This is a genomic window from Streptomyces sp. NPDC090045 (genome assembly GCF_044747975.1).
Classification (GTDB): domain Bacteria; phylum Actinomycetota; class Actinomycetes; order Streptomycetales; family Streptomycetaceae; genus Streptomyces.
The window spans coordinates 104,290-126,201 of record NZ_JBIVFA010000006.1 but is presented as its reverse complement, the minus strand read 5'-3'; the positions used below and the strand labels follow the sequence as shown (position 1 = coordinate 126,201).

Sequence of the window (21,912 nt, the reverse complement as noted above, 5' to 3'; positions counted from 1 at the left end):
GCCACCTCGCCCCCTATTCGGCAGAGCCGAGCGTCACGTGGGGTGAAGACGGCGGCGTCGCCCGGACGATGGTGATGAGACGGTCCGTCAGCTGGATCGGGCTCGCGTGCGGATCGTCGTACGCGAGCAGCCGGTGCCCGCGCAGCACGTTCACCACCAGGTCGTCGGTGTCCCGTACCGACTTGCCGACCTCGGACTTGCGGGCGGGCCGTTCGATGAGGTCGAGGCCGGTGCCCTGCTGGATCAGGTCCTCCATCACGGCACCCGCGCTCGGGCTGAGCACCGAGAGGCCCAGCAGCCGGCCGGCCGCGCTCGCGCTCGTGATGACGGCGTCGGCGCCGGACTGGCGCAGCAGCGGGGCGTTCTCCTCCTCGCGCACCGCCGCGACGATCTTCGCTCCGCGGTTGAGCTGCCGGGCCGTCAGGGTGACCAGGACCGCCGTGTCGTCCCGCTGGGTGGCGATGACGATCTGACGGGCCTTCTGCAGTTCGGCGCGCAGCAGCACCTCGGAGCGGGTGGCGTCGCCGACCACCCCGGTGAACCCCTCCGCGTTGGCCGTGTCGATCACCTTGGCGCTCGGATCGACGATGACGACCTGCTCCTTGGAGAGGCCGGTGGCCAGCAGCGTCTGCAGGGCCGAGCGGCCCTTGGTGCCGAAGCCGACGACGACCGTGTGGTCACGCAAGTTCTTCCTCCAGCGCTTCAGCCGCCACTCTTCCCGCGTCCGTTCCGTCAGGACTTCCAGGGTGGTGCCGACCAGGATGATCAGGAACAGCACGCGCAGCGGCGTGATCAGCAGGATGTTGATCAGCCGCGCGCTGTCGCTGTACGGGACGATGTCGCCGTAGCCGGTCGTCGACAGCGTCACGGTGGCGTAGTAGAAGCAGTCGAGGAGGTCGACCTGCTCGTTGGCGTTGTCGTGGTAGCCGTCGCGGTCCAGCCACACGATGAAGACCGTCAGGAAGAGCACGAAGAGGGCCATCAGCAGACGCTTGGTGACCTGCCTCAGCGGCTGTTCGACGATGCGTTTGGGCAGTTTGATGCGGCGGGAGACGAGCTTCTCGTCGGCCTCGCGGGCCATCGCGTCCTGACCGTGAAGTTTCACGTGAAACATCCCCCGGAGGCCCACGGCAGATCGAGGATCTCCAGGTCCTGCCCGGAGCGCGCACCCTTCGGCGGTACGACGGCCAGCGCGTCGGCGGCCGCCACCCCGCGCAGCATCGCGGGTCCGTGGTAGCGCAGCGGCACCGCGTGCTCGTCGCTCAGCAGGACCGGGACCAGGCGCGTGTCGTACGGGTGGCCCGGTACGTCGCCCTGGACCGGCGCCGTGTAGCGGGGGCGGTTGCGGCGGCCGGCGAGGGCGCGCAGCAGGGGCTCGGCGAGGGTCAGCAGCCCGGAGACGGCCGCCAGGGGGTTCCCGGGCAGCCCGACCAGGTGCCGCCCGTCGGCCCGGCCTCCGATGCGGGCCAGCAGCATCGGGTGCCCGGGGCGTACCGCCACCCCGTCGACCAGCAGCTCGGCGCCCGCCTTCCGCAGGACGGGGTGGACGTGGTCGACCGGTCCGGAAGCGGTGCCGCCGGTGGTCACCAGCACGTCGGCGGTGGAGGTGGCGACGGCCTCCAGCAGCGCCGTGGCCCCCGCGGGATCGTCGCCGAGCCTTCGCGTGCCGATGACCTCGGCGCCCAGCCGGGCGAGCCAGGGGCCGAGCATCGGGCTGAGGGCGTCGCGGATCAGGCCGTCGTGCGGGCGGCCCTCGGTGAGCAGCTCGTCGCCGAGGACCAGGACCTCCACGCGGGGCCGGGGCCGGGTGGTCAGCTCGTCGTACCCGGCGGCGGCGGCGAGCCCGAGCACGGCCGGGGTGACCAGGGAACCGGCGGGCAGCAGCAGGTCTCCGGAGCGGCACTCCTGGCCGCGCGGGCGGATGTCCTGGCCGGTGAGGACGGGCCGGTCGGCGAAGAGCTGGGCGCCGGCCTCGCGGCAGTGCTCGCTGCGGACGACGGCGGTGGTGTCGGCGGGGATCCGGGCGCCCGTGGCGATCCGTACGGCCTCGCCGTCCGCGAGGGGCTCGGGACGGTCGGCACCGGCCAGGACCCCGGTTCCGGTACGGACGCTCCAGGGGCCGGGACCGGCGACGGCCCAGCCGTCCATGGCGGAGGTGTCGAAGGACGGCAGGTCGGTCAGCGCGTCCAGGGGCGCGGCCAGGACCTCGCCGAGGGCGTCGGCGAGCGGAACCCGGTGCGTACGGGCCTGCACCCCGGCCCCGGCGCGGACCGCGGCCTCCCGGGCGCGCGGCCAGGAGACCGCCCGGTGGCCGCCCGCCCCGCCGCCCCCGGGGGCGCGGCTGACCAGGGCCAGGGCCTCGTCGAGGGCCTCCTCGGCGGAGTTCGCGGGGGTCATCCGGAGCCGTTCTGTTCGGCGGCGGCGTCGCCCCCTGCGCCGGTACCCGCGTCGGCCTCGGCCTCGGCCGCCCAGCGCAGCGCCAGGTCGGCGGCCTTGCGGGAGGCTTCGGCGACGGCCTGGGCGGGGTCGGCGCCGGTGGCGGCGGCTTGGGCGGCCGCGTAGCCGACCAGGAAGGTGGTCAGCGGGGCGGCGGGCCGGGCGACACCGTGGGCGGCGTCCCGGGCGAGATCGAGGAGGGTCTTGACGTCGACGTCGAGGTCGAGTCCCAGCTCGTTCTTGGCGGCGGTGATCCATTGGTCCAGCACGGTCCCATGCTCCCTGATCCGGGCGCGGGCGGCGGCGAGATCGTCCCAGGTGTCGCAGTCGAAGGAGGCGAGCGGCTGCGCCGTGACGCGGGCGAGGTCCAGTTCGGAGGTGAGCGCGCGCAGCGGGAGCCCGGCCAGATGGCCGTGCTCGGTGGCCAGCAGGGCGATCTCGCGGCGCAGGGGCTCGGCGCGGTAGGCGGCGACCAGCGGCTGGTCCCGGCCGTCGGGGTCGCGCAGCATCGCGCCGTCCGGGCCGGGCGCGTCGAGCAGGGCCCGTACGGTCTCCCGGTCCAGGAACGGCAGGTCCGCGGAGAGGACGAGGACCAGCTCGGCGGTGGTCCCGCGCAGCCCGGCGTCCAGCGCGGCCACGGGGCCGCCGCCGGGCGGGTCCTCCCGGGTCCAGCGGACCGGGCGCGCGGTGGGGCGGCGGCCGCCGACGACGACGGTGGTCCGGGCGTCGGGGCAGGCGTCGAGGACGCGGTCGAGGAGGGCGCGGCCGCCGACGCTCAGCGCGGGTTTGTCCGCCCCGCCGAGTCGCTGCGCGGCGCCGCCGGCCAGGACGATCGCGTCGTAGCTCATGCCCATGAGTATGCGCGGACCATGTCCCCTGCGGGGGGCTGCACTTACCTCGGGCTTATCCGGCGGGCAGCCGCGGCCGAAAAGATCGGGGCTCCGCCCCGGACCCCGCGCCTCAAACGCCGGCGGGGCTGGGTTTGGGGCCGGCCGGGCTGGATTGCGCCGGCGGGCCCGGAAAAGAAGCGGGTCCGGGCCGCGCCGGGGGCGTGGGCCGGACCCGCTGTATCTGCGGACCGCCGAAGGCTAGAGGTACGGGCCCGAGCGGATTGCGCCGTGGCCGTCATCGTCGTCGTCGTGGGGGCCGCCAGGCGGAAGGGCGCGCCGCATCTGTTCCAGCTGGGCCCGCGCCGCCATCTGCTGCGCGAACAGGGCCGTCTGGATGCCGTGGAAGAGGCCCTCCAGCCAGCCCACCAACTGAGCCTGAGCGATGCGCAGTTCGGCCTCGGAGGGAATGGCCTCCTCGGTGAACGGGAGGGACAGGCGCTCCAGTTCCTCCACGAGCTCCGGGGCCAGACCGTCCTCCAGCTCCTTCACCGAGGCGGCATGGATGTCCTTGAGCCGGACCCGGCTCGCCTCGTCGAGAGGCGCGGCACGTACCTCTTCCAGGAGTTGCTTGATCATGCTGCCGATCCTCATGACCTTGGCGGGCTGTTCGACCATCTCCGTCACCGGGACCTCGCGCGACTCGTCATCGGCGTCGCCGACCGCCGTCCCGTCCTGTCCCACGATCAGGACGTGCGGGGGGCTGTCCTGCGACCGTTCACTCCTCGGCATCTCCATGCCGTCATTCTCTCGCACACCTTCGTTCTCACACGGTGTGCCCCCGTACAGTCGTGATCCACCCTGTACGGGGGCACCAGGATCAGCCCGTGGTCCGGCGGGCCAGGGCGCCGCTGGAGCGGGTGACGAGCGCCGCAAGCAGGGCCGCGCCCAGCGGGACGACGATGATCAGCTGGGCGAGGGTCTCCCACGGCACCGAGATCGGCACGTAGGGCACGGCCTCCTGCACCGACACGTAGCCCTTGTTGAGGGAGTGCTGGTACAGCGCGTCCAGTTCCCGTCGTTGCACCATGCGCAGCCCGACCGCGGGCAGGATCCCGGCCGCCGAGCCCAGGACGACGCCCATCAGGGCGACCACCCCGCACTGGAAGCCGCTCAGCGTCCGCCGCACCCGCGGCGCCGCGCCCACGGCCGTGAGGGTCTTCAGATCGGCCTCGGCGTCGGCCTGGGCGAGCCCGGTGGCGATGCCGGCCGCGCCGATGGTGACCAGGCCCGCGAAGACGGTGAGGGCGAGCAGCCCCAGGCTGTCCTTGCCCTGGTAGCCCGCTTCGATGCGCATGGTGGCCTCCACGCCCATCCGGTCGATCTCCCCGTCGATCTTCTGCCGTTGTTCGCTGCTCGCCGTCCCGTCGAGGGTGAAGTACGAACCGGACGCGGCGGTGGTCAGTCCGGCGGTCTTGGCCGCGGCGGGCGGCAGGACCACTTCGATGCCCCAGCCGTCGGCGGTGTCGGGCGCCTGGTGGACGGGCAGGACCTTGTCGTCGCCGGGCGGGTCCTCGCCGGGCTGGGGGAAGGCGTTGACGCCTTCCGTGGCCGTGATCACCCGCAGGGTGAGCTTGCCGTCCTTGACCTGACGCTTGTCGAAGGAGACGGCCCGGCCCTCCTTGAGGGCGGCCACGGAGCCCGGGTCGGTGACCGCCAGCACCTTCAGCAGCTTCTCGTCGGCGACGACCAGCGAGTGCTGGATGCCGCGCCTGTTCTCCGCGCAGCGCCAGTCCTGGCTCAGTTCCCGGGCCTGCGCATCGGTGAAGGCGGAACGTCCCCCGGGGGTGTCGTTGAACGGGCAGCGCTGTTCCTTGGGCGTGATGACCTCGACGCGGCCGCAGCCGGGATCCCTGGAGAACGATTCGCAGCTCGGCTTGCCGACGACCAGCCGGTCGACGTCCGCCCGCACCGCCACGGGGAGCCCCTTGGAGAGGGCCTCGCGCAGGGCGGGCACCTCCTTGTGGGCGCTGTTCTCACGGGCTTCCAGCACCCCGGTGCCGTGCGGCAGCTCGGCGACGTACTCGTGGCGCATCTGCAGGTCCCGGCTGTGCTCGTACGTCGCCACCGCGACGGTGCCGGCGACGGCGGCCAGGACCGCGGCCACGGCGGGTGCCGTACGCCCCCGGTTGCGCACGGCGTCGCGCAGCGCGAGCCGCGGTGACAGCGGCAGCCAGCGTCCGAGCCGGCCGAACAGGCCGACCAGGACCGGGGTGAGGGCGACGATGCCCAGCTCGGCGATGGCGCTGCCGCCCGCGACGACGGTGGCGCCCATCTTCGACGCGGTGCCGTACAGGGCGATCATGGCGCCGCCGGCGACGGCGAGCAGGCCGAGGACCGGCAGCACCCGGTTGGCGCGGCGCACTCCGCGGCGGCCGGTCAGCGAGGCCAGCACGGTCTGCCGGGACGCGGTGACGGCGGGGACGATCGCGGACAGCAGGCCGGTCACCACGGCGAGCAGGGCGATGCCGGCCAGCTCCAGCGGGCGGAAGTCGAGGCCGCCGAAGCGGACGCCGAGCTGGTCCTCCAGCACGGGACGGAGCGCGATGGTGAGCACCACGCCGACGGCGGTGCCGATGACGGCGGACACGGCGCCGATGACCAGGCCGCCGGAGAGCACGATGGAGCGGATGTGGCGCCGGTCGCCGCCGTTGGCGCCGACCAGGCCGAGCTGGCGGCGCGAGCGCCGGGCGCCGACCGCGAAGGCCGGTCCGGCGAGCAGGCAGATCTCCAGCATGGCGAGGCCCACCACGGTGGCCAGGACGGCCATTTCGGAGGTGCTGCTCGCGCCCAGCTGGTACTGCTCCTTGGATTCCTGCTGGTAGAGCGGTACGTCGGCGTCGGCGGGCGGGTTCAGGCGGACGGTGCGGGAGACGACCACCAGGGACTTGGTGTTGGCCGCCTTGACCATGTTCCACGTGAAACCATCGCCGCCGACCTTGACCAGGTAGCTGACGTTGGGCCGGATCCCGAAGGCCCCGGAGGCCTGCAGTGCCTGGTCGAGCGGGGCGATCAGGGTTCCCGGCGGGGCGATGATCTCGTCCTTGCCGAGCTCGCTGGGACGCTCGTACGCCCCGACGATCTTGTACGAGGTGGTCGCGCCGCGCGGGGTGGCCGTGGAGCCGACGAAGAGGCCGGAGTTCTCCAGGAAGGCGGTGGTGGCGATGACCTCGCCGGCGCGCTCGGGCAGCCGGCCGCGGTCGAGTGTGATCATGCCGGCCACCAGCGGGCTCTGCGTGTCGAGTTCGCGCAGGTCGGTGCCGAGCAGCCCGTGCTTGGTGCGGACCTTGCCGTAGCCCACGGAGTCCTTGGTGACCTGGGTCCCGGCCGGGAGCGTGGACATGTCCGGCTCCTGCGGTTCGTCCCGCGAGGTCGACGAGGGGTCGTACTTGTCGTAGCCGCCGACGGGCGCGTAGTTGGAGCCGTCGGGCAACTGGTAGATGGGCAGCCCCAGGTGCGAGGAGGTCAACCGGGCGTCGGCGATCCCCATCTGGCGCGAGAGGGTCTGCTCGGGGGAGAGTTCGGCGCTGCGCAGGGTGAGGTCGGCGGCGCTCACGCCGATGATCGGCAGGGCGATCATCGCGAGGACCAGGGAACTGCGGCCCTTGGCGCGCCAGGCGTCGCGGCGGGCGATGCGCAGGGCCGCGACCCAGGAGTGGTACCAGCCTTGGATCGAGGTCACTGGCCGGCCGCCTGCCCGGAGAGGAGCGAGTCGGGCCGGCTGCGCAGGGTCTCGTCGACCACGGTGCCGTCGCGCAGGAAGACCACGCGGTCGGCCCAGGCGGCGAACCGCGGCTCGTGCGTGACGAGGATCCCGGCCGCGCCCGCGTCGCAGCGGGAGCGCAGCAGGGAGAGGACGGACTCGCCGGTCTCGGAGTCGAGGGCGCCTGTGGGCTCGTCGGCGAGGACGAGGCGGCGGTCGCCCACGAGGGCGCGGGCGATGGCCACGCGCTGCTGCTGGCCGCCGGACATCTCGTCGGGGAAGCGGTCGGCGAGCGCGGCCAGGCCTATCTCCTCCAGCGCGGCGAGCGCGGACACCCGCGCCTTGCGGGCGGAGGTCCCGTCGAGTTCCCGGGGCAGGGCCACGTTCTCGGCGGCGGTGAGGGCCGGGATCAGGTTGTAGTCCTGGAAGACGTAGCCGATGCTGCGGCGGCGCAGGGCGGCCAGCTGCTTGCGGCTCGCCGTGGTGATGTCGGTTCCCTCGACCACGACCCGGCCGCTGCTCGGGGTGTCGAGCCCGCCCGCGAGGGTCAGCAGCGTGGACTTGCCGGAGCCGGACGGGCCCATGACGGCGACGAGCTCGCCAGGGTAGACGGAGAGGTTGATCCCGCGCAGGGCGTGCACCTCGGTGGCGCCGCTGCCGTGGGTGCGCACGAGCTGGTCCAACTGCAGTACGGGCTGCTGGCGCTGGGGCTGGGGCTGATCAGGCATCAAGGGTCCCCCCTGGGACGGTGGTTCAGCCGCGCCGCGTGCGGGCGGGACGGAGCCGGTGGGTGGCGGTCGGGGCCGGGGTCTCGGCGGCGGCGGCCTGGGTCGGTTCGGGTTCGTCGGCTCTCCGGTCGGCCGGCAGGGAGAGCCGGACGAGCCGGGCTTCGCAGTGGTCGAGCCAGCGGGCTTCGGCCTCGGTCTGGAAGATCAGCTGCTCCAGGACGAGCAGCCAGGCCACGTCGTCGCGTTCGCGGGACTGCCCGCTCTCGACCGCGGCGAGCGCCGTGGCCTTGAGCCGGGTGTAGTCCTGCATCGCCTTGATCGTGGCGTGGCGCTGGGACTGGATGACGGCGCGGATGTCCACTCCGGGCGCGCCCACGGCCATCGCGAGCTTGATGGAGAGCTCGTCGCGGGGCGGGTTGGCCCGGTCCACGGGGCGCTCGTACCACTCGCGCAGCTCGGTGCGCCCGGAGTCGGTGATGGCGTACAGGGTGTGCCCGGCGGTGTCCTCGCCGTCGGGGGCGACGAGACCGTCGCGTTCGAGGCGGGCGAGGGTGGTGTACACCTGCCCGACGTTGAGGGGCCAGGTGGAGCCGGTGCGGGATTCGAACTCGGTGCGCAGCTGGGAGCCGTACCGAGGACCCCGTTCCAGCAGGGCGAGAAGCCCGTGACGGATCGACATACTGAGTATGTATACCGAGTATGTTCACGCTCGGCAACCATCCTCGGGCGTACGTCGGAAGGGGGACCCCCGGCTGTGCCGTCCGGCTAGATGCTCCGGCGCAGGCGTACGCCGAGGTAGCCCAAACCCAGTCCCATCAGGGCGAATCCGGTGCCGAGGGGCAGTATGTGCGCGGCCAGATCGGCGGCCCGGTCGTTCGGTTCGGTGCCGAGGGCGGTGATCCTCCCGGGCGGGCTCGGCACCGCGACCGGCGGCTGTGCGTGCGGGTGTGCCTGCGGGGGCGGGGGCGTGGGCGGGTGTGGGGTCGGCGGTGGAACCGGGGGTGTGGGCCGGGCCTGCGGGCGGACCGGCAGCGGCCGGGCGGCCACGACCAGCTCCGGGTTGGCGGGCTCGCCGGCCGGGCGGCCGGGCCGCTCCCGCCCGACCCCGGCGGCGCTGCCGGCGAGCTCTCGGAAGTCGTCGCCCGACGGGGTGGGAGGGGCATGCGGGGTGCGCCAGGCGGCGCCGGAGGCCGGGGCGAAGGGGCCCGCGAACGCGGAGGCGGCGGGGGCGAGGGCGGCGGCGAGCAGTGCGGCACAGGCCAGCCAGCGGGGCGGGCGGAATCCTTGGATCACGGGGAGCCCCTCCCGTCCCGAGCGGCCGAGACGCTCGCTCAGCGTCGGAGATATGGGCTCAGATTTACATAGTGGGACAAAACCGGCATCCCGGGCGCCCCATCGGGGTGCCCGGGATGCCGGTGTGTCGTGAAGAGTCGCTCCTGCGGACTACTCCGGATTGCCGGTGGACACGGTCAGCGTGTACTCCGTGCCCTCCTTGTCGATCTTGTCGCCGGAGGCGGGCAACTGGACCAGCACCGTGTCCTTGCCGTAGACCGCCTCGTCCTTGTATTCGATCTTGTACTTGCCGCGCGAGGCCTGGATGCACTCCTTCACGGAGAGCAGGTTCTTGTACTTGAGGTCCGGCGCCGAGTACTTGCCGGCCTCGCTGTAGTGCTTCACCGGCTCCGAGCACTTCTTCGGGTCGATCGTGCGCGTGGTGTCGGGCCCCTTGAACCCGGCCTTGGCCGAGGCGGAAGCGGAGGCGGAGGCGCCCGTGGAGCTCCCCGGGTTCGCCGTGGGGTCCCCCTTGTCGTCGTCACCGTTCATCGCGATCGCCGCGATCAGACCGCCGATGGCCAGCAGCGCCACCGCGATCGCGCCCGCGACCACCGGCATGTTCCGCTTGTCGCCGCCGGCCGCCCCGGACTGGCTCGCCGTGGCCATCGGGGAGATCGTGTACGGCGGCGGGGTCTGCGGGGCGTACTGCTGCGGCGGGGGCGTGTGCGGGTAGGCGTAGCCGCCCTGGGCGTGCGCCTGCGGCGCCTGCGGGGCCGGCGTCGGCGCGTACGGGGCGGGCGTCGGGGTGTGCGGAGCCTGGTACGGCTGCTGCACCGACTGCGGCGGCGCCTGGAACCCGGAGTCCACCGGCGGGAACACGGCCGAGCTCACACCCGCACCGCTGCTCAGCGGCCCCTGGCCCTGCACGATGACCGGCGCCCCGGTCTGCCCGGAGCCCAGCACGCGCGCCACCTCGTCGCCCATGGCCGCGGCCGTGGGGAAGCGCTCGTTCGGGTTCTTCTTGAGGGCCCGCGCCACCAGCGCGTCCATCGCCGGCGTGAGCGAACGGTTGATGGAGGACGGGGCGACCGGCTCCTCCTGCACGTGGGCGTACGCGATGGCCAGCGGCGAGTCCGCGTCGAAGGGGATCCGCCCGGTCAGCAGCTGGAACAGCATGATGCCGACCGAGTACAGGTCGGAGCGGGCGTCGACCCCGCGCCCCAGCGCCTGCTCGGGCGAGAGGTACTGCGGGGTGCCGACGACCATGCCGGTCTGCGTCATCGAAGTGACCCCCGACTGCATGGCGCGGGCGATGCCGAAGTCCATCACCTTGACCACGCCGCGCTTGTTCACCATGACGTTGCCGGGCTTGATGTCGCGGTGGACGAGCCCCATCTCGTGGCTGGTCTCCAGGGCGGCCAGCACATCGGCCGTCACCTTCAGGGCCTTGTCCGCCGGCATGGCCCCGTACTGGCGGATGTCCGCCTCCAGGACCGAGCCGAGGGGCTGGCCTTCCACGTATTCCATGACGATGTAGGGCATCACGGCGCCGTCGCCCGCGCCGGCGCCGGCGAACGTCACCTCGCCTTCACCGGTGTCGAACACCGAGACGATGTTCGTGTGCGACAGTTTCGCTACAGCCTGGGCCTCGCGGCGGAAGCGCTCGCGGAACGACTGCTCGCGGCCGAGGTCGCTGTGCAGGGTCTTGATGGCGACCTGCCGGTCGAGGGCCGAGTCGTACGCCAGGTACACGGAGGCCATGCCGCCCGCACCCAGCAAGTCCCTTAGCTGGTAACGGCCACCGGCCAGAGAGCCGCCCGCGTACTGGCCCTGAGTGCCGTCCTGGCTCATGACTGTTGCTTCCCCTCGGGATGTGTCCCCACGCCTCTGGCCGGGCGCATATGGCGCCCAGTCTGCCCGAGGGCAAGCACACGTCAAGCCAGGTGCCCGTTCCGCGACCACATGGGCACAGGGTGGTCTTGTCCGAACGGTGACCGGTTCCGAGGCTGTAGCGTTCGTCGGAGCACGATGGAAGAGGACTACCGCTGAGCGGCGGCCGAGAGAGACGACGGCGAGGACTGATGGCACCCGAACCCGAGGGAAACGGCGCCGGGATGACCGATGGTCCTGAGCACTGGGGCGCAGGCGGCCTGGTGGGAGACGGCCGTTACCGGCTGACGCACCGGCTGGGCCGGGGCGGCATGGCCGAGGTCTTCGCGGCCGAGGACGTACGGCTGGGCCGCACGGTCGCGGTGAAGCTGCTGCGCGCCGACCTGGCCGAGGACCCGGTGTCCAAGGCCCGCTTCACCCGCGAGGCACAGTCCGTCGCCGGGCTCAACCACCACGCCGTCGTCGCCGTGTACGACTCGGGCGAGGACCGGGTCGGCCCCAACACGGTCCCTTACATCGTGATGGAGCTGGTCGAGGGCCGCACCATCCGCGACCTGCTGGTCAGCGCCGAGGCGCCGGGCCCCGAGCAGGCGCTCATCATCACCTCGGGCGTGCTCGAAGCCCTCGCGTACTCGCACCAGCACGGCATCGTGCACCGTGACATCAAGCCGGCGAACGTCATCATCACCGACACCGGCGCGGTGAAGGTGATGGACTTCGGCATCGCCCGCGCCCTGCACGGCGTCCAGTCGACGATGACCCAGACCGGCATGGTCATGGGCACCCCGCAGTACCTGTCGCCCGAGCAGGCCCTCGGCAAGGCCGTGGACCACCGCTCCGACCTGTACGCGACCGGCTGTCTCCTCTACGAACTGCTCGCGCTGAGACCCCCGTTCACCGGCGAGACCCCGCTGTCGGTGGTCTACCAGCACGTCCAGGACGCGCCGGTGCCCCCCTCGCAGCTGCCGGAGGGCCACCACATCCCGCAGGAGCTCGACGGGCTCGTCATGCGCTCCCTCGCCAAGGACCCGGACGACCGGTTCCAGAGCGCCGAGGAGATGCGCGGGCTGGTCCAGTACGCGCTGCAGATGCTGCACGACCAGGGGCCGAACACGGGCACCTGGAACACCGGTCCGGTCAGCATGGCCCTGCCGCACGGCCGGGGCGGGGCCTCCGCCACCACGGTCATGCCGGTGGCCGGGACCGGCGGCCAGCACCAGTACCCCTCGCACGCCTCGACCTCGCAGTTCCAGCAGCCGATGGTGCCGCCGCTGAACCCGGACGACGGCTCGGCCTTCCCCGGCGGCCGCGGCCCCGGCGGCAACGGCGGCGGCTACGACGGTTACGACGACCGTGGCGGCGGCAGCCGCTGGAAGATGTGGCTGTTCGCGGTGCTCGCGATCGTCGCGATCGCGGGCGGCGTGGCCTTCGCCGTCAACAGCGTGGGCGGCAAGGGCGACGGGAAGCAGACGCCAAGCACCAAGCAGAGCTCCAGCGTCGCGCCGTCCGCGTCCAAGTCCCCGGACGCCCAGCCTTCGCACCAGGTCACGGAGAACACGCCCTCGAACAACGACAACCAGCCCGCGCCGACCCGCAGTCGGACGCAGAGCTTCAGTCCCACGAACTCGCCGACCGCCTCGCAGTCGCCGACGGGTTCGGCCTCGCCGTCCGCCACGCAGACGACGAAGCCCGCGACGACCCCGCCGACGAAGCCCGCGACGACTCCGGCGACGAAGCCCCCGGAGACGGGCGGCGCCGGCGGCCTGTTCGACGAGTGACGGACGAGGGCTGACGGACGGTACGGGTGTACGGGAACGGGCCCGGCGGAATCAATTCCGCCGGGCCCGTTCCCGTATCCGCGTCATACCCGGTCAGAAGTGCTCAGAGCGCGTGCTGGTACTGCCGTTCCGGATTCACGGCGAGCGAGTGCACGGTGATGAACTGGGGTTCGATGCGCATGTGGACGGGGTCGAAGACCGCGCCGTCCACGAAATGCGGACCCGGACCGAATAGCTCCAGTTCCGTGGTGGTCGGCTCGACGAGCTGGGCCGTTCCGGTGAACTGCACGGACCAGAGCCGGGGGTCCCCGGAATTGAAGTTGTCCGCCCCGTAGGCCACCACGCTGCCGTTGCACGCCTGGTGGTAGCCGAAGCCGGAGTGCATTCTCAGGACGACCCCGCCGTCCACCACGATGTGGCGGGCGAGGGCGAGGAAGGGCAGCGCGCGCATGCTGGTGGCCACTCGGCCGTACGGCACCCGCCGCAGCAGTTCGATGGCGTGGAGTTCCTCGGGGGACATGCCCTCCACTGTCCGCCACCGGCATCCCGCCGGAAAAGAGGAGCCCGCCCCGATGACCGGGGACGTTGGTCCCGAATGACACGGCGCGCACCGGGGAACCACGCGGCCACAGGGCGTCACGGCAGGTGACGGAGGGGGGCCGGGGGCGGCCCGCGCCCGGGCCGTGGGGGCCGTCTAGCGCCGCTCGGCCTGCAGGCGGGCCACGTAGGCGGCGGCCTGGGAGCGGCGCTCCATGCCCAGCTTGGACAGCAGGCTGGAGACGTAGTTCTTGATGGTCTTCTCGGCCAGGTGCAGCCGCTCGCCGATGACGCGGTTGGTCAGGCCCTCGCCGATCAGGTCGAGGATCTTCCGCTCCTGCTCGGTCAGGTTGGAGAGCCGGTCGTCGCGCTTGCCGTTCTTGCCGTCGCGCAGCCGCTCCAGCACGCGGGCGGTGGCCACCGGGTCCAGCAGGGACTTGCCGGCGGCGACGTCGCGCACCGCGCTGAGCAGCTCATTGCCGCGGATCGCCTTGAGCACGTAGCCCGAGGCGCCGGCCATGATCGCGTCGAACAGCGCCTCGTCGTCGGCGAAGGAGGTCAGCATCAGGCACTTGACGTCCTCGTTCCGGGAGCGCACCTCGCGGCACACCTCCACACCGCTGCCGTCGGGCAGCCGGACGTCGAGGACCGCCACGTCGGGGCGGGTGGCGGGGATGCGGACCATCGCGTCCGCGGCCGTGCCGGCCTCGCCGACGATCTCGATGTCCTCTTCGACCGACAAGAGCTCGTGGACGCCCCGACGCACCACTTCGTGGTCGTCCAGGAGGAATACCTTGATTTTTCCGTCTTCGTGCACGAAGTCAGTTTCACACACTCACCCCTTCCCTGCCGGAGTTACCCGGGATAACGTGCCGTTGTTCCCGGCCCCTGCAAGGCTGTGACCAGTGGTTGTTCCCGCTGCCGCGGATTTACTTGGAAATCCAAGCAAAAACGCAGGTCAAACGGGGTTTCGCAGTTATGCGGCGCACTGGGTAACGTGCATTGCGCAGGGCACTCGCCGGGGCACCTGTCACGCCTGAATCCCGAACGCGACGCGCACACACCCCGTGCGCTCGTTACGGATGCAGGTGAGCCGCACTGGACCCCGGAGAACCCGGGTGCCGGACCGACGGAGGAGCACACGTGACCGTGGAGAGCACTGCCGCGCGCAAGCCGCGACGCAGCAGCGGCACCAAGCGGGCGGCAGGCGCGGCGAGCGCCGCCAAGCCCGCCGCCGCTGCCACCGCGCAGACGCAGGACGCCGTACCTCAGCTCGTACAGCTGCTGACGCCCGAAGGGGACCGGGTCGACAACGCGGAGAACGCGGAGTTCGCCCCCTTCGTCGCCGACATCACCACCGAGGACCTGCGCGGGCTGTACCGCGACATGGTCATGACCCGCCGCTTCGACGGCGAGGCGACCGCCCTGCAGCGCCAGGGGGAGCTGGGCCTGTGGGCCTCGCTCCTCGGCCAGGAGGCCGCGCAGATCGGCTCCGGCCGGGCCCTGAACGACGAGGACTACGTCTTCCCGACCTACCGCGAGCACGGCGTCGCCTGGTGCCGCGGCGTCGACCCGACGAACCTGCTCGGGATGTTCCGCGGTGTGAATCACGGCGGCTGGGACCCGAACACCAACAACTTCCACCTCTACACGATCGTCATCGGCTCGCAGACGCTCCACGCGACCGGTTACGCGATGGGCGTGGCCAAGGACGGCGCGGACGCGGCCGTCATCGCCTACTTCGGCGACGGCGCGTCCAGCCAGGGCGACGTGATGGAGGCCTTCAACTTCTCCGCCGTCTACAACTCCCCCGTGGTGTTCTTCTGCCAGAACAACCAGTGGGCGATCTCCGAGCCGACCGAGCGCCAGATGCGCGTGCCGCTCTACCAGCGCGCGCAGGGCTTCGGCTTCCCGGGCGTCCGCGTCGACGGCAACGACGTGCTGGCCTGCCTGGCCGTGACCCGCTGGGCCCTGGACCGGGCCCGCCGCGGCGAGGGCCCGACCCTGGTCGAGGCGTTCACGTACCGCATGGGCGCGCACACCACCTCCGACGACCCGACGAAGTACCGGCGGGACGAGGAGACGGCGGCCTGGGAGTCCAAGGACCCGATCCTGCGACTGAAGGCACACCTGCTGGCCACGGGCGGCGCCGACGAGGCGTTCTTCACCGAGCTGGAGGCCGAGAGCGAGGCCATGGGCAAGCGGGTGCGCGAGGCCGTGCGCTCCATGCCCGATCCGGACACCATGGCGATCTTCGAGAACGTCTACGCGGACGGGCACGCGCTCGTCGACGAGGAGCGCGCGCAGTTCGCCGCCTACCTCGCGTCCTTCGAGTCGGCCGAGGAGGGTCACTGATGGCTGTCGAGAAGATGTCGATCGCGAAGGCGCTCAACGAGTCGCTGCGCAAGGCCCTGGAGCAGGACCCGAAGGTCCTGATCATGGGCGAGGACGTCGGCAAGCTGGGCGGTGTCTTCCGGATCACCGACGGCCTGCAGAAGGACTTCGGCGAGGAGCGGGTCATCGACACCCCGCTCGCCGAGTCGGGCATCGTCGGCACCGCCATCGGCCTGGCCCTGCGCGGGTACCGGCCGGTCGTGGAGATCCAGTTCGACGGCTTCGTCTTCCCGGCGTACGACCAGATCGTCACGCAGCTCGCGAAGATGCACGCGCGGGCCCTGGGCAAGATCAAGATGCCGGTCGTCATCCGCATCCCGTACGCGGGCGGCATCGGCGCGGTCGAGCACCACAGCGAGTCCCCCGAGACGCTCTTCGCACACGTCCCGGGCCTCAAGGTGGTCTCCCCGTCGAACGCGAGCGACGCCTACTGGATGCTCCAGCAGGCGATCCTCAGCGACGACCCGGTGATCTTCTTCGAGCCGAAGCGCCGCTACTGGGACAAGGGCGAGGTCGACGTCGACGCCATCCCCTACCCGCTGCACAAGGCGCGCGTGGCCCGCGAGGGCTCGGACCTCACCCTGGCCGCCTACGGCCCGATGGTGAAGGTCTGCCTGGAGGCGGCGGCCGCGGCCGCCGAGGAGGGCAAGTCGGTGGAGGTCGTCGACCTGCGCTCGATGTCCCCGGTCGACTTCGACGGTCTGCAGACCTCGGTCGAGAAGACCCGCCGGCTGGTCGTCGTGCACGAGGCCCCGGTCTTCCTGGGCGTCGGCTCGGAGATCGCCGCTCGCATCACGGAGCGGTGCTTCTACCACCTGGAGGCGCCGGTGCTGCGCGTGGGCGGATTCCACGCCCCGTACCCGCCGGCCCGCCTGGAGGACGAGTACCTGCCGGGCCTGGACCGGGTGCTCGACGCCGTCGACCGCTCGCTGGCGTACTGAGGAGCCACGTTCATGACGATCCGCGAATTCAAGATGCCCGACGTGGGCGAGGGCCTCACCGAGGCCGAGATCCTCAAGTGGTACGTCCAGCCGGGTGACACGGTCACCGACGGTCAGGTCGTCTGCGAGGTCGAGACGGCCAAGGCCGCCGTGGAACTGCCGATCCCGTTCGACGGTGTCGTGCACGCGCTCCTCTTCGAGGAGGGCACCACGGTCGACGTCGGCCAGGTGATCATCTCGGTGCAGACCGGCGAGGCGGAGGCCCCGGCCCCCGCCGCGGTGGAAGCGGCCCCGGCTGCCGCCGAGCCGGCCCCGGCCGCCCGCCAGCCCGTCCTGGTCGGCTACGGAGTCTCCGAGTCCTCCACCAAGCGCCGCCCGCGCAAGGCCGCCCCGGCGCCCGCCGTGGCCGCGCAGAACGGCACGGCGGCCCCGGTGGCCGCCCCCGCGGCTCCGGCCGCCCCGGCGCCGCTCCCCGCGGTCCCCGCGCAGCCGACCGGCGAGCGGCCGCTGGCCAAGCCGCCGGTGCGCAAGCTCGCCAAGGACCTCGGCATCGACCTGGCCTCGGTGGTCCCCACCGGTGACGGCGGGGTCGTGACCCGGGAGGACGTCCACGCGGCGGCCGCCGCGGCGATCGCCCCGCAGACGGTGCTCGCCGAGGTCCCGGTGGCGGCTCCGGTGACGGCTCCGGCCGTCCAGGCGGCCGAGGCACCGGCCTCCGCGCGGGAGACCCGCATCCCGGTCAAGGGCGTCCGCAAGGTCACCGCCCAGGCCATGGTCGGCTCGGCCTTCACCGCACCGCACGTCACCGAGTTCATCACGCTCGACGTGACCCGCACGATGAAGCTGGTCCAGGAGCTCAAGGACGACCCGGACCTCGCGGGGCTGCGCATCAACCCGCTGCTCCTCATCGCGAAGGCCGTCCTGGTGGCCATCCGCCGCAACCCGGACGTCAACGCGTCCTGGGACGAGGCGGCCCAGGAGATCGTGCTCAAGCACTACGTGAACCTGGGCATCGCGGCGGCCACCCCCCGTGGGCTGATCGTCCCGAACATCAAGGACGCGCACGCCAAGACGCTCGGCGAGCTGTCGACGTCCCTGTCCGAGCTGGTCGCCACGGCCCGCGACGGCAAGACGTCCCCGGCGGACATGCAGAACGGCACCATCACCATCACCAACGTCGGCGTCTTCGGCGTCGACACCGGTACGCCCATCCTGAACCCGGGCGAGTCCGCGATCCTCGCGGTCGGCGCGATCAAGCTCCAGCCGTGGGTCCACAAGGGCAAGGTGAAGCCGCGCCAGGTCACCACGCTGGCGCTGTCGTTCGACCACCGTCTCATCGACGGCGAGCTCGGCTCCCGCTTCCTGGCCGACATCGCGGCGGTCCTGGAACACCCCCGCCGCCTGATCACCTGGTCGTAGCGGCACGCACCACGCCCCACCCGATGGCCGGCCTCCCCCGCGGAGGCCGGCCATCGGCCGTGGCGGCCCCGGCGCAGCCGTACGGACGTCCGCGGGCCCCTGGAAGGAGCGTGGCGATGAACGACCCCATGGCCGGGGTGCCGGCGGCATCGGAGACGACCCTCGTACGCGAGGTCTTCGGCCCGCTCGGCGGCCTCGTCGAGTGCGGCGCGTCGCTGGAATCGGTGTCGGTGGGCGCCTTCGTGGCGCGTCACCGCGGCGAGCTGGACCGGGTGCTGGACGTGGTGCGGCGGCTGGGTGCCTTCCATGCCGAGTCGATGGAGCTCATGGACGGGCTCGGCTACCTGCGGGAGCACGAGGTCCCGCCGGTCGCCCTGCTGATGTGGTCGGGATGCATCGAGGAGTACACCCCGGACCTCGGCGCGGACCCCGGCGCGCCGGAAACAGTCCGCCGCACGGCCCGGATGGGCGCCGACCTCCAGACGGCGCATCTCCTCCAGGCGCTGGTGGGGGTGGCGTCCCTGCGCGGCGACGACGACGTGGAGTGCCGGGCCCGGGAGATCGCGGAGGTGATCGCCGCGGTGTGCACGTGGGGCGGGCCCGGCCGCGGCAGGTCGCCCCACGAGGCGTTCCTGATGTGGCGGGTCGCGTTCCTTCCGCGGCTCCTGATGCCCTCGTCGGACTCGCCGGAGCCCTTCAAGCGGCGCCTGCGGGCGTACGCGCACGCCCTGGAAGAGATCGTGGACCAGGGGGAGTGACCAGGGTGCGGGGAAACCCCTGGCCGGGGTGGTGGACCCGTGTGATCATCGCCGGATGATCTTCCGTGCTGCCACCGCAGACCCCGCAGACCTCGACCGCGCCGTCGCCTACCCGGCCGACGGTCCCGTTCCCGCCCTCACCGCCGAGAAGATCCGTGAGGAGCTCGCCGAGAACCAGATCCGCCCCGAGTGGATCTGGTTCGCCGAGGACGAGGACGGCGAGATCCTGGCCCGCGCCCTGTGGTGGGGGCGCGCCGACAGTGAGCGGCCCGTCGCGCTCGACTGCCTGCATGTACGGGCCGGCGTGGCCGACCCGGCCGCCGTGGCCGCCGCGCTGCTCGCGGCCGGGCACGCCGCCTTCGGCAAGCTGCCCGTCTACAACATCTCCCTGCCCCGCGGCTGGCGCGAGGACCCGGAGACGGCCGCCGCGGTCGCCTGGCGTCAGGAGGCCGCGTACAAGTCGGGCCTGACGAGCGAGATCGAGCGGCTGCGCTACGAGTGGAGCACGGCCGCCGGGACGCCGGAGGCGACGGGGCGGCTCGTCTTCCGCGACGGCACCGACGAGGAGTTCCTCGACGCCTTCGTCCGGCTGTCCGCCGGCAGCCTCGACCTGCACACGCAGGCCGAGCTCCGGTCGATGGATGCGGAACAACTGGCCCGCGAGGACGTCGAGTTCTACCTCGACTGCCCCGGCGAGCGCTCCTGGTGGCGGCTCGCCCACCTCCCGGACGGCACCCTCGCGGGCATGGCCATCCCGTCGGCCACCCCGTACCACCGCAACGTCGGCTACCTGGGCGTCGTACCCGAGCAGCGCGGCCAGGGGCTGATCGACGAGATCCTGGGCGAGATCACCCGCTTCCACGCGGCCGAGGGCGCGCAGCGCATCACCGCGACCACGGACACCGTCAACGTCCCGATGGCCGCCGCATTCGACCGGGCCGGCTACGAGGTCACCGAGATCCGGCTGGTGCTGGAGGAACCGTCCGGGATCTGAGGGGCGTTCTCTCCTCGGAGCCCCGCCCGCAGGGCTCCTGACCACGCGACGTGGCGGACCCGGACCCGAAGGACGACGAAGTGAATGAGTAGCCCCGGCCCCGGCCCCAGCCCGAGCCCCGGCCCCGCACCCCGGAGCACCGCGCCCCGTTGGCCGGGCTACCGCGCCGAGCCGTCCTACGACCCCGGCCGTAGCCAAATCTTCCCGGCCCCGGTGCCGGCGGAGCTCCGGGCGCTCGGCGACGACGTGCGGGCGGCCGGCTGGCCGGTGCGGCTCGCCTTCCGCGGCTCCCGGACCGCGCTGCTCGACACGCTCTGCCGCTGGCAGACCCTGCGCGCGCTGGCGTACGTGCACCTGCTGGCCGCCTGCACGGGGGACGAGCGGCTGCCGGCCGACCTGAGGGTGGTTCCCGGCCCGGAGGGGGCCGGCGATCCGGGCCTGCCCGAGCTGCTGGCGAGGCTGGAGCAGACCGCCGCCGGCCTCCCGGCGGACCTGCTGGACGCGGTCGTCTGCGACAGCGGCAGGCTGCTGCTCGCCGACAACCGGTTCGCGGCGTCGGTGCTGGCCGCCGGGCTCACCGCCGATTCCCGGCCGGGGGACCCGGACGAGGCGGTCTCCCGCGCCGTGGTGCTCACCAGTTACTGGTACGAGGTCCCCGCACTGCGCGGCGCGCTGGCCCTCGCGTGGAGCGCGAACCTGTTCGTCCGCTCCTGGCTGGGGTGGTCCCAGCGGTTCGTGTACGGCGACCCGGCGGGAGGCATCGGCATCACCTCCGACCCCCGCCCGCCCCGCCCGGCGGCCTCCGCCCTCCCGGAGTGGGCGGCGCCCCTGCTGGACCGCATCGAGCAGGATCCGGGGGCACCGGGCTGACCGGGGTCCGGCGCGGATTCAGGGCCTGCGCGCAGGCCCTGAAAGGGCAGGGGGACGGCCCCGGGCGGTAATCTCCCGCCCGGGGAAGGGGGTCGGGTGTCCATCGCCGAATTGCAGGTGTACTCCGTCGAGGAGGCCGACGTCACGGGCGGCGTGTGCGTGGTCCGCTGCGTCGGCGGCGTGGCCCGGGCCGGGCAGGTCTACGCCGTCGGGGAGTCGAGGATGGGCCTGCGCCACATCGAACGGCACGGGCGGCCCGTCTCCTCCTTCGACGCCGGACACGTCGCGAAGGTCCACTTCACGGGAGCCATGGTCGCCCTCCTCACCCGCGGGCAGGTGCTGACCTCGGTGCCGCCCGACGGGCACTCGCTGGAGGACCTGGAGGCCTGGCTGGCCACCGGGCCGCCGCTGCGGGACGAACCCCACCCGCGGACCCTGCGCGTCCTCGCCGGAGTGCGGATGCGCGACGATCGCCTCCCCGACGAGGTCCGGCTGCGCTGGGGCCGGGTCGCGCTGGCCGCCGCCCACCGGTGCGCGCGGGCCGAGGACACGCCCGCACTGGTCGCCGCGCCCGAACTGGCCTGCGTACAGGGCTACTTGATCCAGCAGTTCGGCCCGGTCCGCGGCGGGGACCCGGCGGCCCTGTGCCGGGAGCTGCTGGCGCTGATCGACCTGACCCCGGAGCAGGCCGCGGCGCAGGGCCGCGGCTGGCGCGACCTCCCGCACCACCGCATCCGGCACCTGCGCCGCATCAAGAGCCTGATCCCCTGGCTGGCCGCCGTACGCCCGCACCTGCCGGACCCGGGCCCCCTGGCGGAGGCGGTCGACGCCTGGTCGGCGGTCCGCCCCGAACTGCCGTGACCGGGCCGCTGATCGGGCCTAGCCCGCGGCGCGCGCGGCGTTGCCGAGGACCTTGGTCGGGGTGATGCGGACGACCACGCGGACGTCCTGCGCCGGGGCGTCCCGGTACTCCTTGCCGGCGCCCGGGCCGAGGTACTCCTCGGCGATGCGGACCGCCACCGCGCGGCCGACGTCCTCGGTGACGGTGGCCGTGCCGCGGATCTCGGCGTAGAGGAAGGGGTTGGCCAGGTCGAAGACGGTGACGCCGACCCGCCCGTCCCGGACGATGTTGCGCTCCTTGCGGCGGCCCTGCTCCGTGGAGATCAGCAGGTCGCCCCCGTCGCGGGTCACCCAGATCACCGAACTCTGCGGACTGCCGTCGGGGTTGATGGTCGAGAGGACGGCGGGGTGCGGGGAGTCGAGCAGCCCGCGTACGGTCTCATTCAGCTCAACAGTCATGGC

20 protein-coding genes are annotated in these 21,912 nt (G+C 72.7%); 8 read left to right on the top strand and 12 right to left on the bottom strand.

Going from position 1 to position 21,912, the window contains the following annotated elements; translation table 11 throughout:
• Window positions 1–13: 13 nt before the first annotated feature.
• The 9 genes from ACIPYQ_RS18180 to ACIPYQ_RS18140 all read right to left on the bottom strand — a co-directional run bounded on the left by ACIPYQ_RS18180 (window position 14) and on the right by ACIPYQ_RS18140 (window position 10,880).
• Window positions 14–1,114, bottom strand: coding sequence for a potassium channel family protein (locus ACIPYQ_RS18180; RefSeq protein ID WP_401252129.1), 1,101 nt, complete (start codon window positions 1,112–1,114; stop codon window positions 14–16).
• Window positions 1,102–2,397 (bottom strand): molybdopterin molybdotransferase MoeA, encoded by a 1,296-nt coding sequence (locus ACIPYQ_RS18175; protein ID WP_401252126.1) that lies wholly within the window; start codon window positions 2,395–2,397, stop codon window positions 1,102–1,104. Before ACIPYQ_RS18175 ends, ACIPYQ_RS18180 begins: the two co-directional genes overlap by 13 nt.
• Entirely contained in the window at window positions 2,394–3,284 is an 891-nt protein-coding gene (locus ACIPYQ_RS18170) for an NTP transferase domain-containing protein (protein WP_401252123.1), read from the bottom strand. The genes ACIPYQ_RS18175 and ACIPYQ_RS18170 overlap by 4 nt, the downstream gene beginning before the upstream one ends.
• Window positions 3,285–3,524: 240 nt before the next feature.
• Window positions 3,525–4,061, bottom strand: a complete 537-nt coding sequence (locus tag ACIPYQ_RS18165; protein ID WP_361752736.1) for a bacterial proteasome activator family protein — start codon at window positions 4,059–4,061, stop codon at window positions 3,525–3,527.
• An 82-nt stretch (window positions 4,062–4,143) separates the two neighbouring features.
• Window positions 4,144–6,996 carry an FtsX-like permease family protein gene (locus ACIPYQ_RS18160; protein ID WP_401252715.1) on the bottom strand — a complete coding sequence of 951 codons (2,853 nt, stop codon included), beginning with the start codon at window positions 6,994–6,996 and terminating at the stop codon, window positions 4,144–4,146.
• Window positions 6,997–7,001: 5 nt separating this feature from the next.
• The gene (locus ACIPYQ_RS18155) at window positions 7,002–7,754 is read right to left on the bottom strand and encodes an ABC transporter ATP-binding protein (RefSeq protein ID WP_361752734.1); all 753 of its coding nucleotides are present in this window, start codon (window positions 7,752–7,754) and stop codon (window positions 7,002–7,004) included.
• Window positions 7,755–7,779: 25 nt separating this feature from the next.
• A complete protein-coding gene (locus ACIPYQ_RS18150) occupies window positions 7,780–8,433 on the bottom strand; it encodes a PadR family transcriptional regulator (RefSeq protein ID WP_401252120.1) in 654 nt (217 codons plus the stop codon).
• Window positions 8,434–8,519: 86 nt separating this feature from the next.
• Complete coding sequence (locus ACIPYQ_RS18145; RefSeq protein WP_401252117.1) at window positions 8,520–9,047, bottom strand: hypothetical protein; 528 nt, start codon at window positions 9,045–9,047, stop codon at window positions 8,520–8,522.
• Between the two features lie 150 nt (window positions 9,048–9,197).
• Window positions 9,198–10,880: a protein kinase gene (locus tag ACIPYQ_RS18140; protein ID WP_401252114.1), complete on the bottom strand. Its 1,683-nt coding sequence runs from the start codon at window positions 10,878–10,880 to the stop codon at window positions 9,198–9,200.
• Between the two features lie 230 nt (window positions 10,881–11,110).
• Here ACIPYQ_RS18140 and ACIPYQ_RS18135 point away from each other — a divergent pair, with 230 nt between their 5' ends.
• Window positions 11,111–12,697, top strand: a complete 1,587-nt coding sequence (locus ACIPYQ_RS18135) for a protein kinase (protein ID WP_401252111.1) — start codon at window positions 11,111–11,113, stop codon at window positions 12,695–12,697.
• Between the two features lie 103 nt (window positions 12,698–12,800).
• On the opposite strand, the gene ACIPYQ_RS18130 is transcribed toward ACIPYQ_RS18135, so the two are convergent.
• Together ACIPYQ_RS18130 and ACIPYQ_RS18125 are read right to left on the bottom strand one after the other, a co-directional pair.
• A complete protein-coding gene (locus ACIPYQ_RS18130) occupies window positions 12,801–13,217 on the bottom strand; it encodes a pyridoxamine 5'-phosphate oxidase family protein (protein WP_401252108.1) in 417 nt (138 codons plus the stop codon).
• Between the two features lie 174 nt (window positions 13,218–13,391).
• Window positions 13,392–14,051 carry a response regulator gene (locus ACIPYQ_RS18125; protein ID WP_401252105.1) on the bottom strand — a complete coding sequence of 220 codons (660 nt, stop codon included), beginning with the start codon at window positions 14,049–14,051 and terminating at the stop codon, window positions 13,392–13,394.
• Between the two features lie 326 nt (window positions 14,052–14,377).
• On the opposite strand from ACIPYQ_RS18125, the gene pdhA reads away from it, so the two are divergent.
• From pdhA to ACIPYQ_RS18090, 7 genes are all read left to right on the top strand, one after another.
• Window positions 14,378–15,589, top strand: a complete 1,212-nt coding sequence (pdhA, locus tag ACIPYQ_RS18120) for a pyruvate dehydrogenase (acetyl-transferring) E1 component subunit alpha (protein ID WP_361752720.1) — start codon at window positions 14,378–14,380, stop codon at window positions 15,587–15,589.
• Window positions 15,589–16,569 (top strand): alpha-ketoacid dehydrogenase subunit beta, encoded by a 981-nt coding sequence (locus ACIPYQ_RS18115; RefSeq protein ID WP_361752718.1) that lies wholly within the window; start codon window positions 15,589–15,591, stop codon window positions 16,567–16,569. The genes pdhA and ACIPYQ_RS18115 overlap by 1 nt, the downstream gene beginning before the upstream one ends.
• A 12-nt stretch (window positions 16,570–16,581) precedes the next feature.
• On the top strand, window positions 16,582–17,988 hold the full coding sequence (locus ACIPYQ_RS18110; RefSeq protein WP_401252101.1) for a dihydrolipoamide acetyltransferase family protein: 1,407 nt from the start codon (window positions 16,582–16,584) through the stop codon (window positions 17,986–17,988).
• A gap of 116 nt (window positions 17,989–18,104) precedes the next feature.
• Window positions 18,105–18,746, top strand: a complete 642-nt coding sequence (locus ACIPYQ_RS18105; protein WP_401252098.1) for a hypothetical protein — start codon at window positions 18,105–18,107, stop codon at window positions 18,744–18,746.
• A 55-nt stretch (window positions 18,747–18,801) separates the two neighbouring features.
• The gene (locus tag ACIPYQ_RS18100; protein WP_401252095.1) at window positions 18,802–19,740 is read left to right on the top strand and encodes a GNAT family N-acetyltransferase; all 939 of its coding nucleotides are present in this window, start codon (window positions 18,802–18,804) and stop codon (window positions 19,738–19,740) included.
• Window positions 19,741–19,824: 84 nt separating this feature from the next.
• Complete coding sequence (locus tag ACIPYQ_RS18095) at window positions 19,825–20,610, top strand: hypothetical protein (RefSeq protein WP_401252092.1); 786 nt, start codon at window positions 19,825–19,827, stop codon at window positions 20,608–20,610.
• Window positions 20,611–20,706: 96 nt separating this feature from the next.
• Window positions 20,707–21,471 carry a hypothetical protein gene (locus ACIPYQ_RS18090; RefSeq protein ID WP_401252090.1) on the top strand — a complete coding sequence of 255 codons (765 nt, stop codon included), beginning with the start codon at window positions 20,707–20,709 and terminating at the stop codon, window positions 21,469–21,471.
• Window positions 21,472–21,489: 18 nt separating this feature from the next.
• On the opposite strand, the gene ACIPYQ_RS18085 is transcribed toward ACIPYQ_RS18090, so the two are convergent.
• Window positions 21,490–21,909, bottom strand: coding sequence for a PPOX class F420-dependent oxidoreductase (locus tag ACIPYQ_RS18085; protein WP_361752706.1), 420 nt, complete (start codon window positions 21,907–21,909; stop codon window positions 21,490–21,492).
• Window positions 21,910–21,912: the final 3 nt, after the last annotated feature.

Bases quoted from the DNA above. Each gene is read 5' to 3' on its own strand.
- ACIPYQ_RS18115 (WP_361752718.1), top strand. From the start codon at position 15,589: ATGGCTGTCGAGAAGATGTCGATCGCGAAGGCGCTCAACGAGTCGCTG.
- ACIPYQ_RS18170 (WP_401252123.1), bottom strand. From the start codon at position 3,284: ATGAGCTACGACGCGATCGTCCTGGCCGGCGGCGCCGCGCAGCGACTC.
- ACIPYQ_RS18095 (WP_401252092.1), top strand. From the start codon at position 19,825: ATGAGTAGCCCCGGCCCCGGCCCCAGCCCGAGCCCCGGCCCCGCACCC.
- ACIPYQ_RS18135 (WP_401252111.1), top strand. From the start codon at position 11,111: ATGGCACCCGAACCCGAGGGAAACGGCGCCGGGATGACCGATGGTCCT.
- ACIPYQ_RS18180 (WP_401252129.1), bottom strand. From the start codon at position 1,114: ATGTTTCACGTGAAACTTCACGGTCAGGACGCGATGGCCCGCGAGGCC.
- ACIPYQ_RS18155 (WP_361752734.1), bottom strand. From the start codon at position 7,754: ATGCCTGATCAGCCCCAGCCCCAGCGCCAGCAGCCCGTACTGCAGTTG.
- ACIPYQ_RS18140 (WP_401252114.1), bottom strand. From the start codon at position 10,880: ATGAGCCAGGACGGCACTCAGGGCCAGTACGCGGGCGGCTCTCTGGCC.
- ACIPYQ_RS18110 (WP_401252101.1), top strand. From the start codon at position 16,582: ATGACGATCCGCGAATTCAAGATGCCCGACGTGGGCGAGGGCCTCACC.
- ACIPYQ_RS18165 (WP_361752736.1), bottom strand. From the start codon at position 4,061: ATGGAGATGCCGAGGAGTGAACGGTCGCAGGACAGCCCCCCGCACGTC.
- ACIPYQ_RS18105 (WP_401252098.1), top strand. From the start codon at position 18,105: ATGAACGACCCCATGGCCGGGGTGCCGGCGGCATCGGAGACGACCCTC.
- ACIPYQ_RS18175 (WP_401252126.1), bottom strand. From the start codon at position 2,397: ATGACCCCCGCGAACTCCGCCGAGGAGGCCCTCGACGAGGCCCTGGCC.
- ACIPYQ_RS18150 (WP_401252120.1), bottom strand. From the start codon at position 8,433: ATGTCGATCCGTCACGGGCTTCTCGCCCTGCTGGAACGGGGTCCTCGG.
- ACIPYQ_RS18085 (WP_361752706.1), bottom strand. From the start codon at position 21,909: ATGACTGTTGAGCTGAATGAGACCGTACGCGGGCTGCTCGACTCCCCG.
- ACIPYQ_RS18100 (WP_401252095.1), top strand. From the start codon at position 18,802: ATGATCTTCCGTGCTGCCACCGCAGACCCCGCAGACCTCGACCGCGCC.
- ACIPYQ_RS18130 (WP_401252108.1), bottom strand. From the start codon at position 13,217: ATGTCCCCCGAGGAACTCCACGCCATCGAACTGCTGCGGCGGGTGCCG.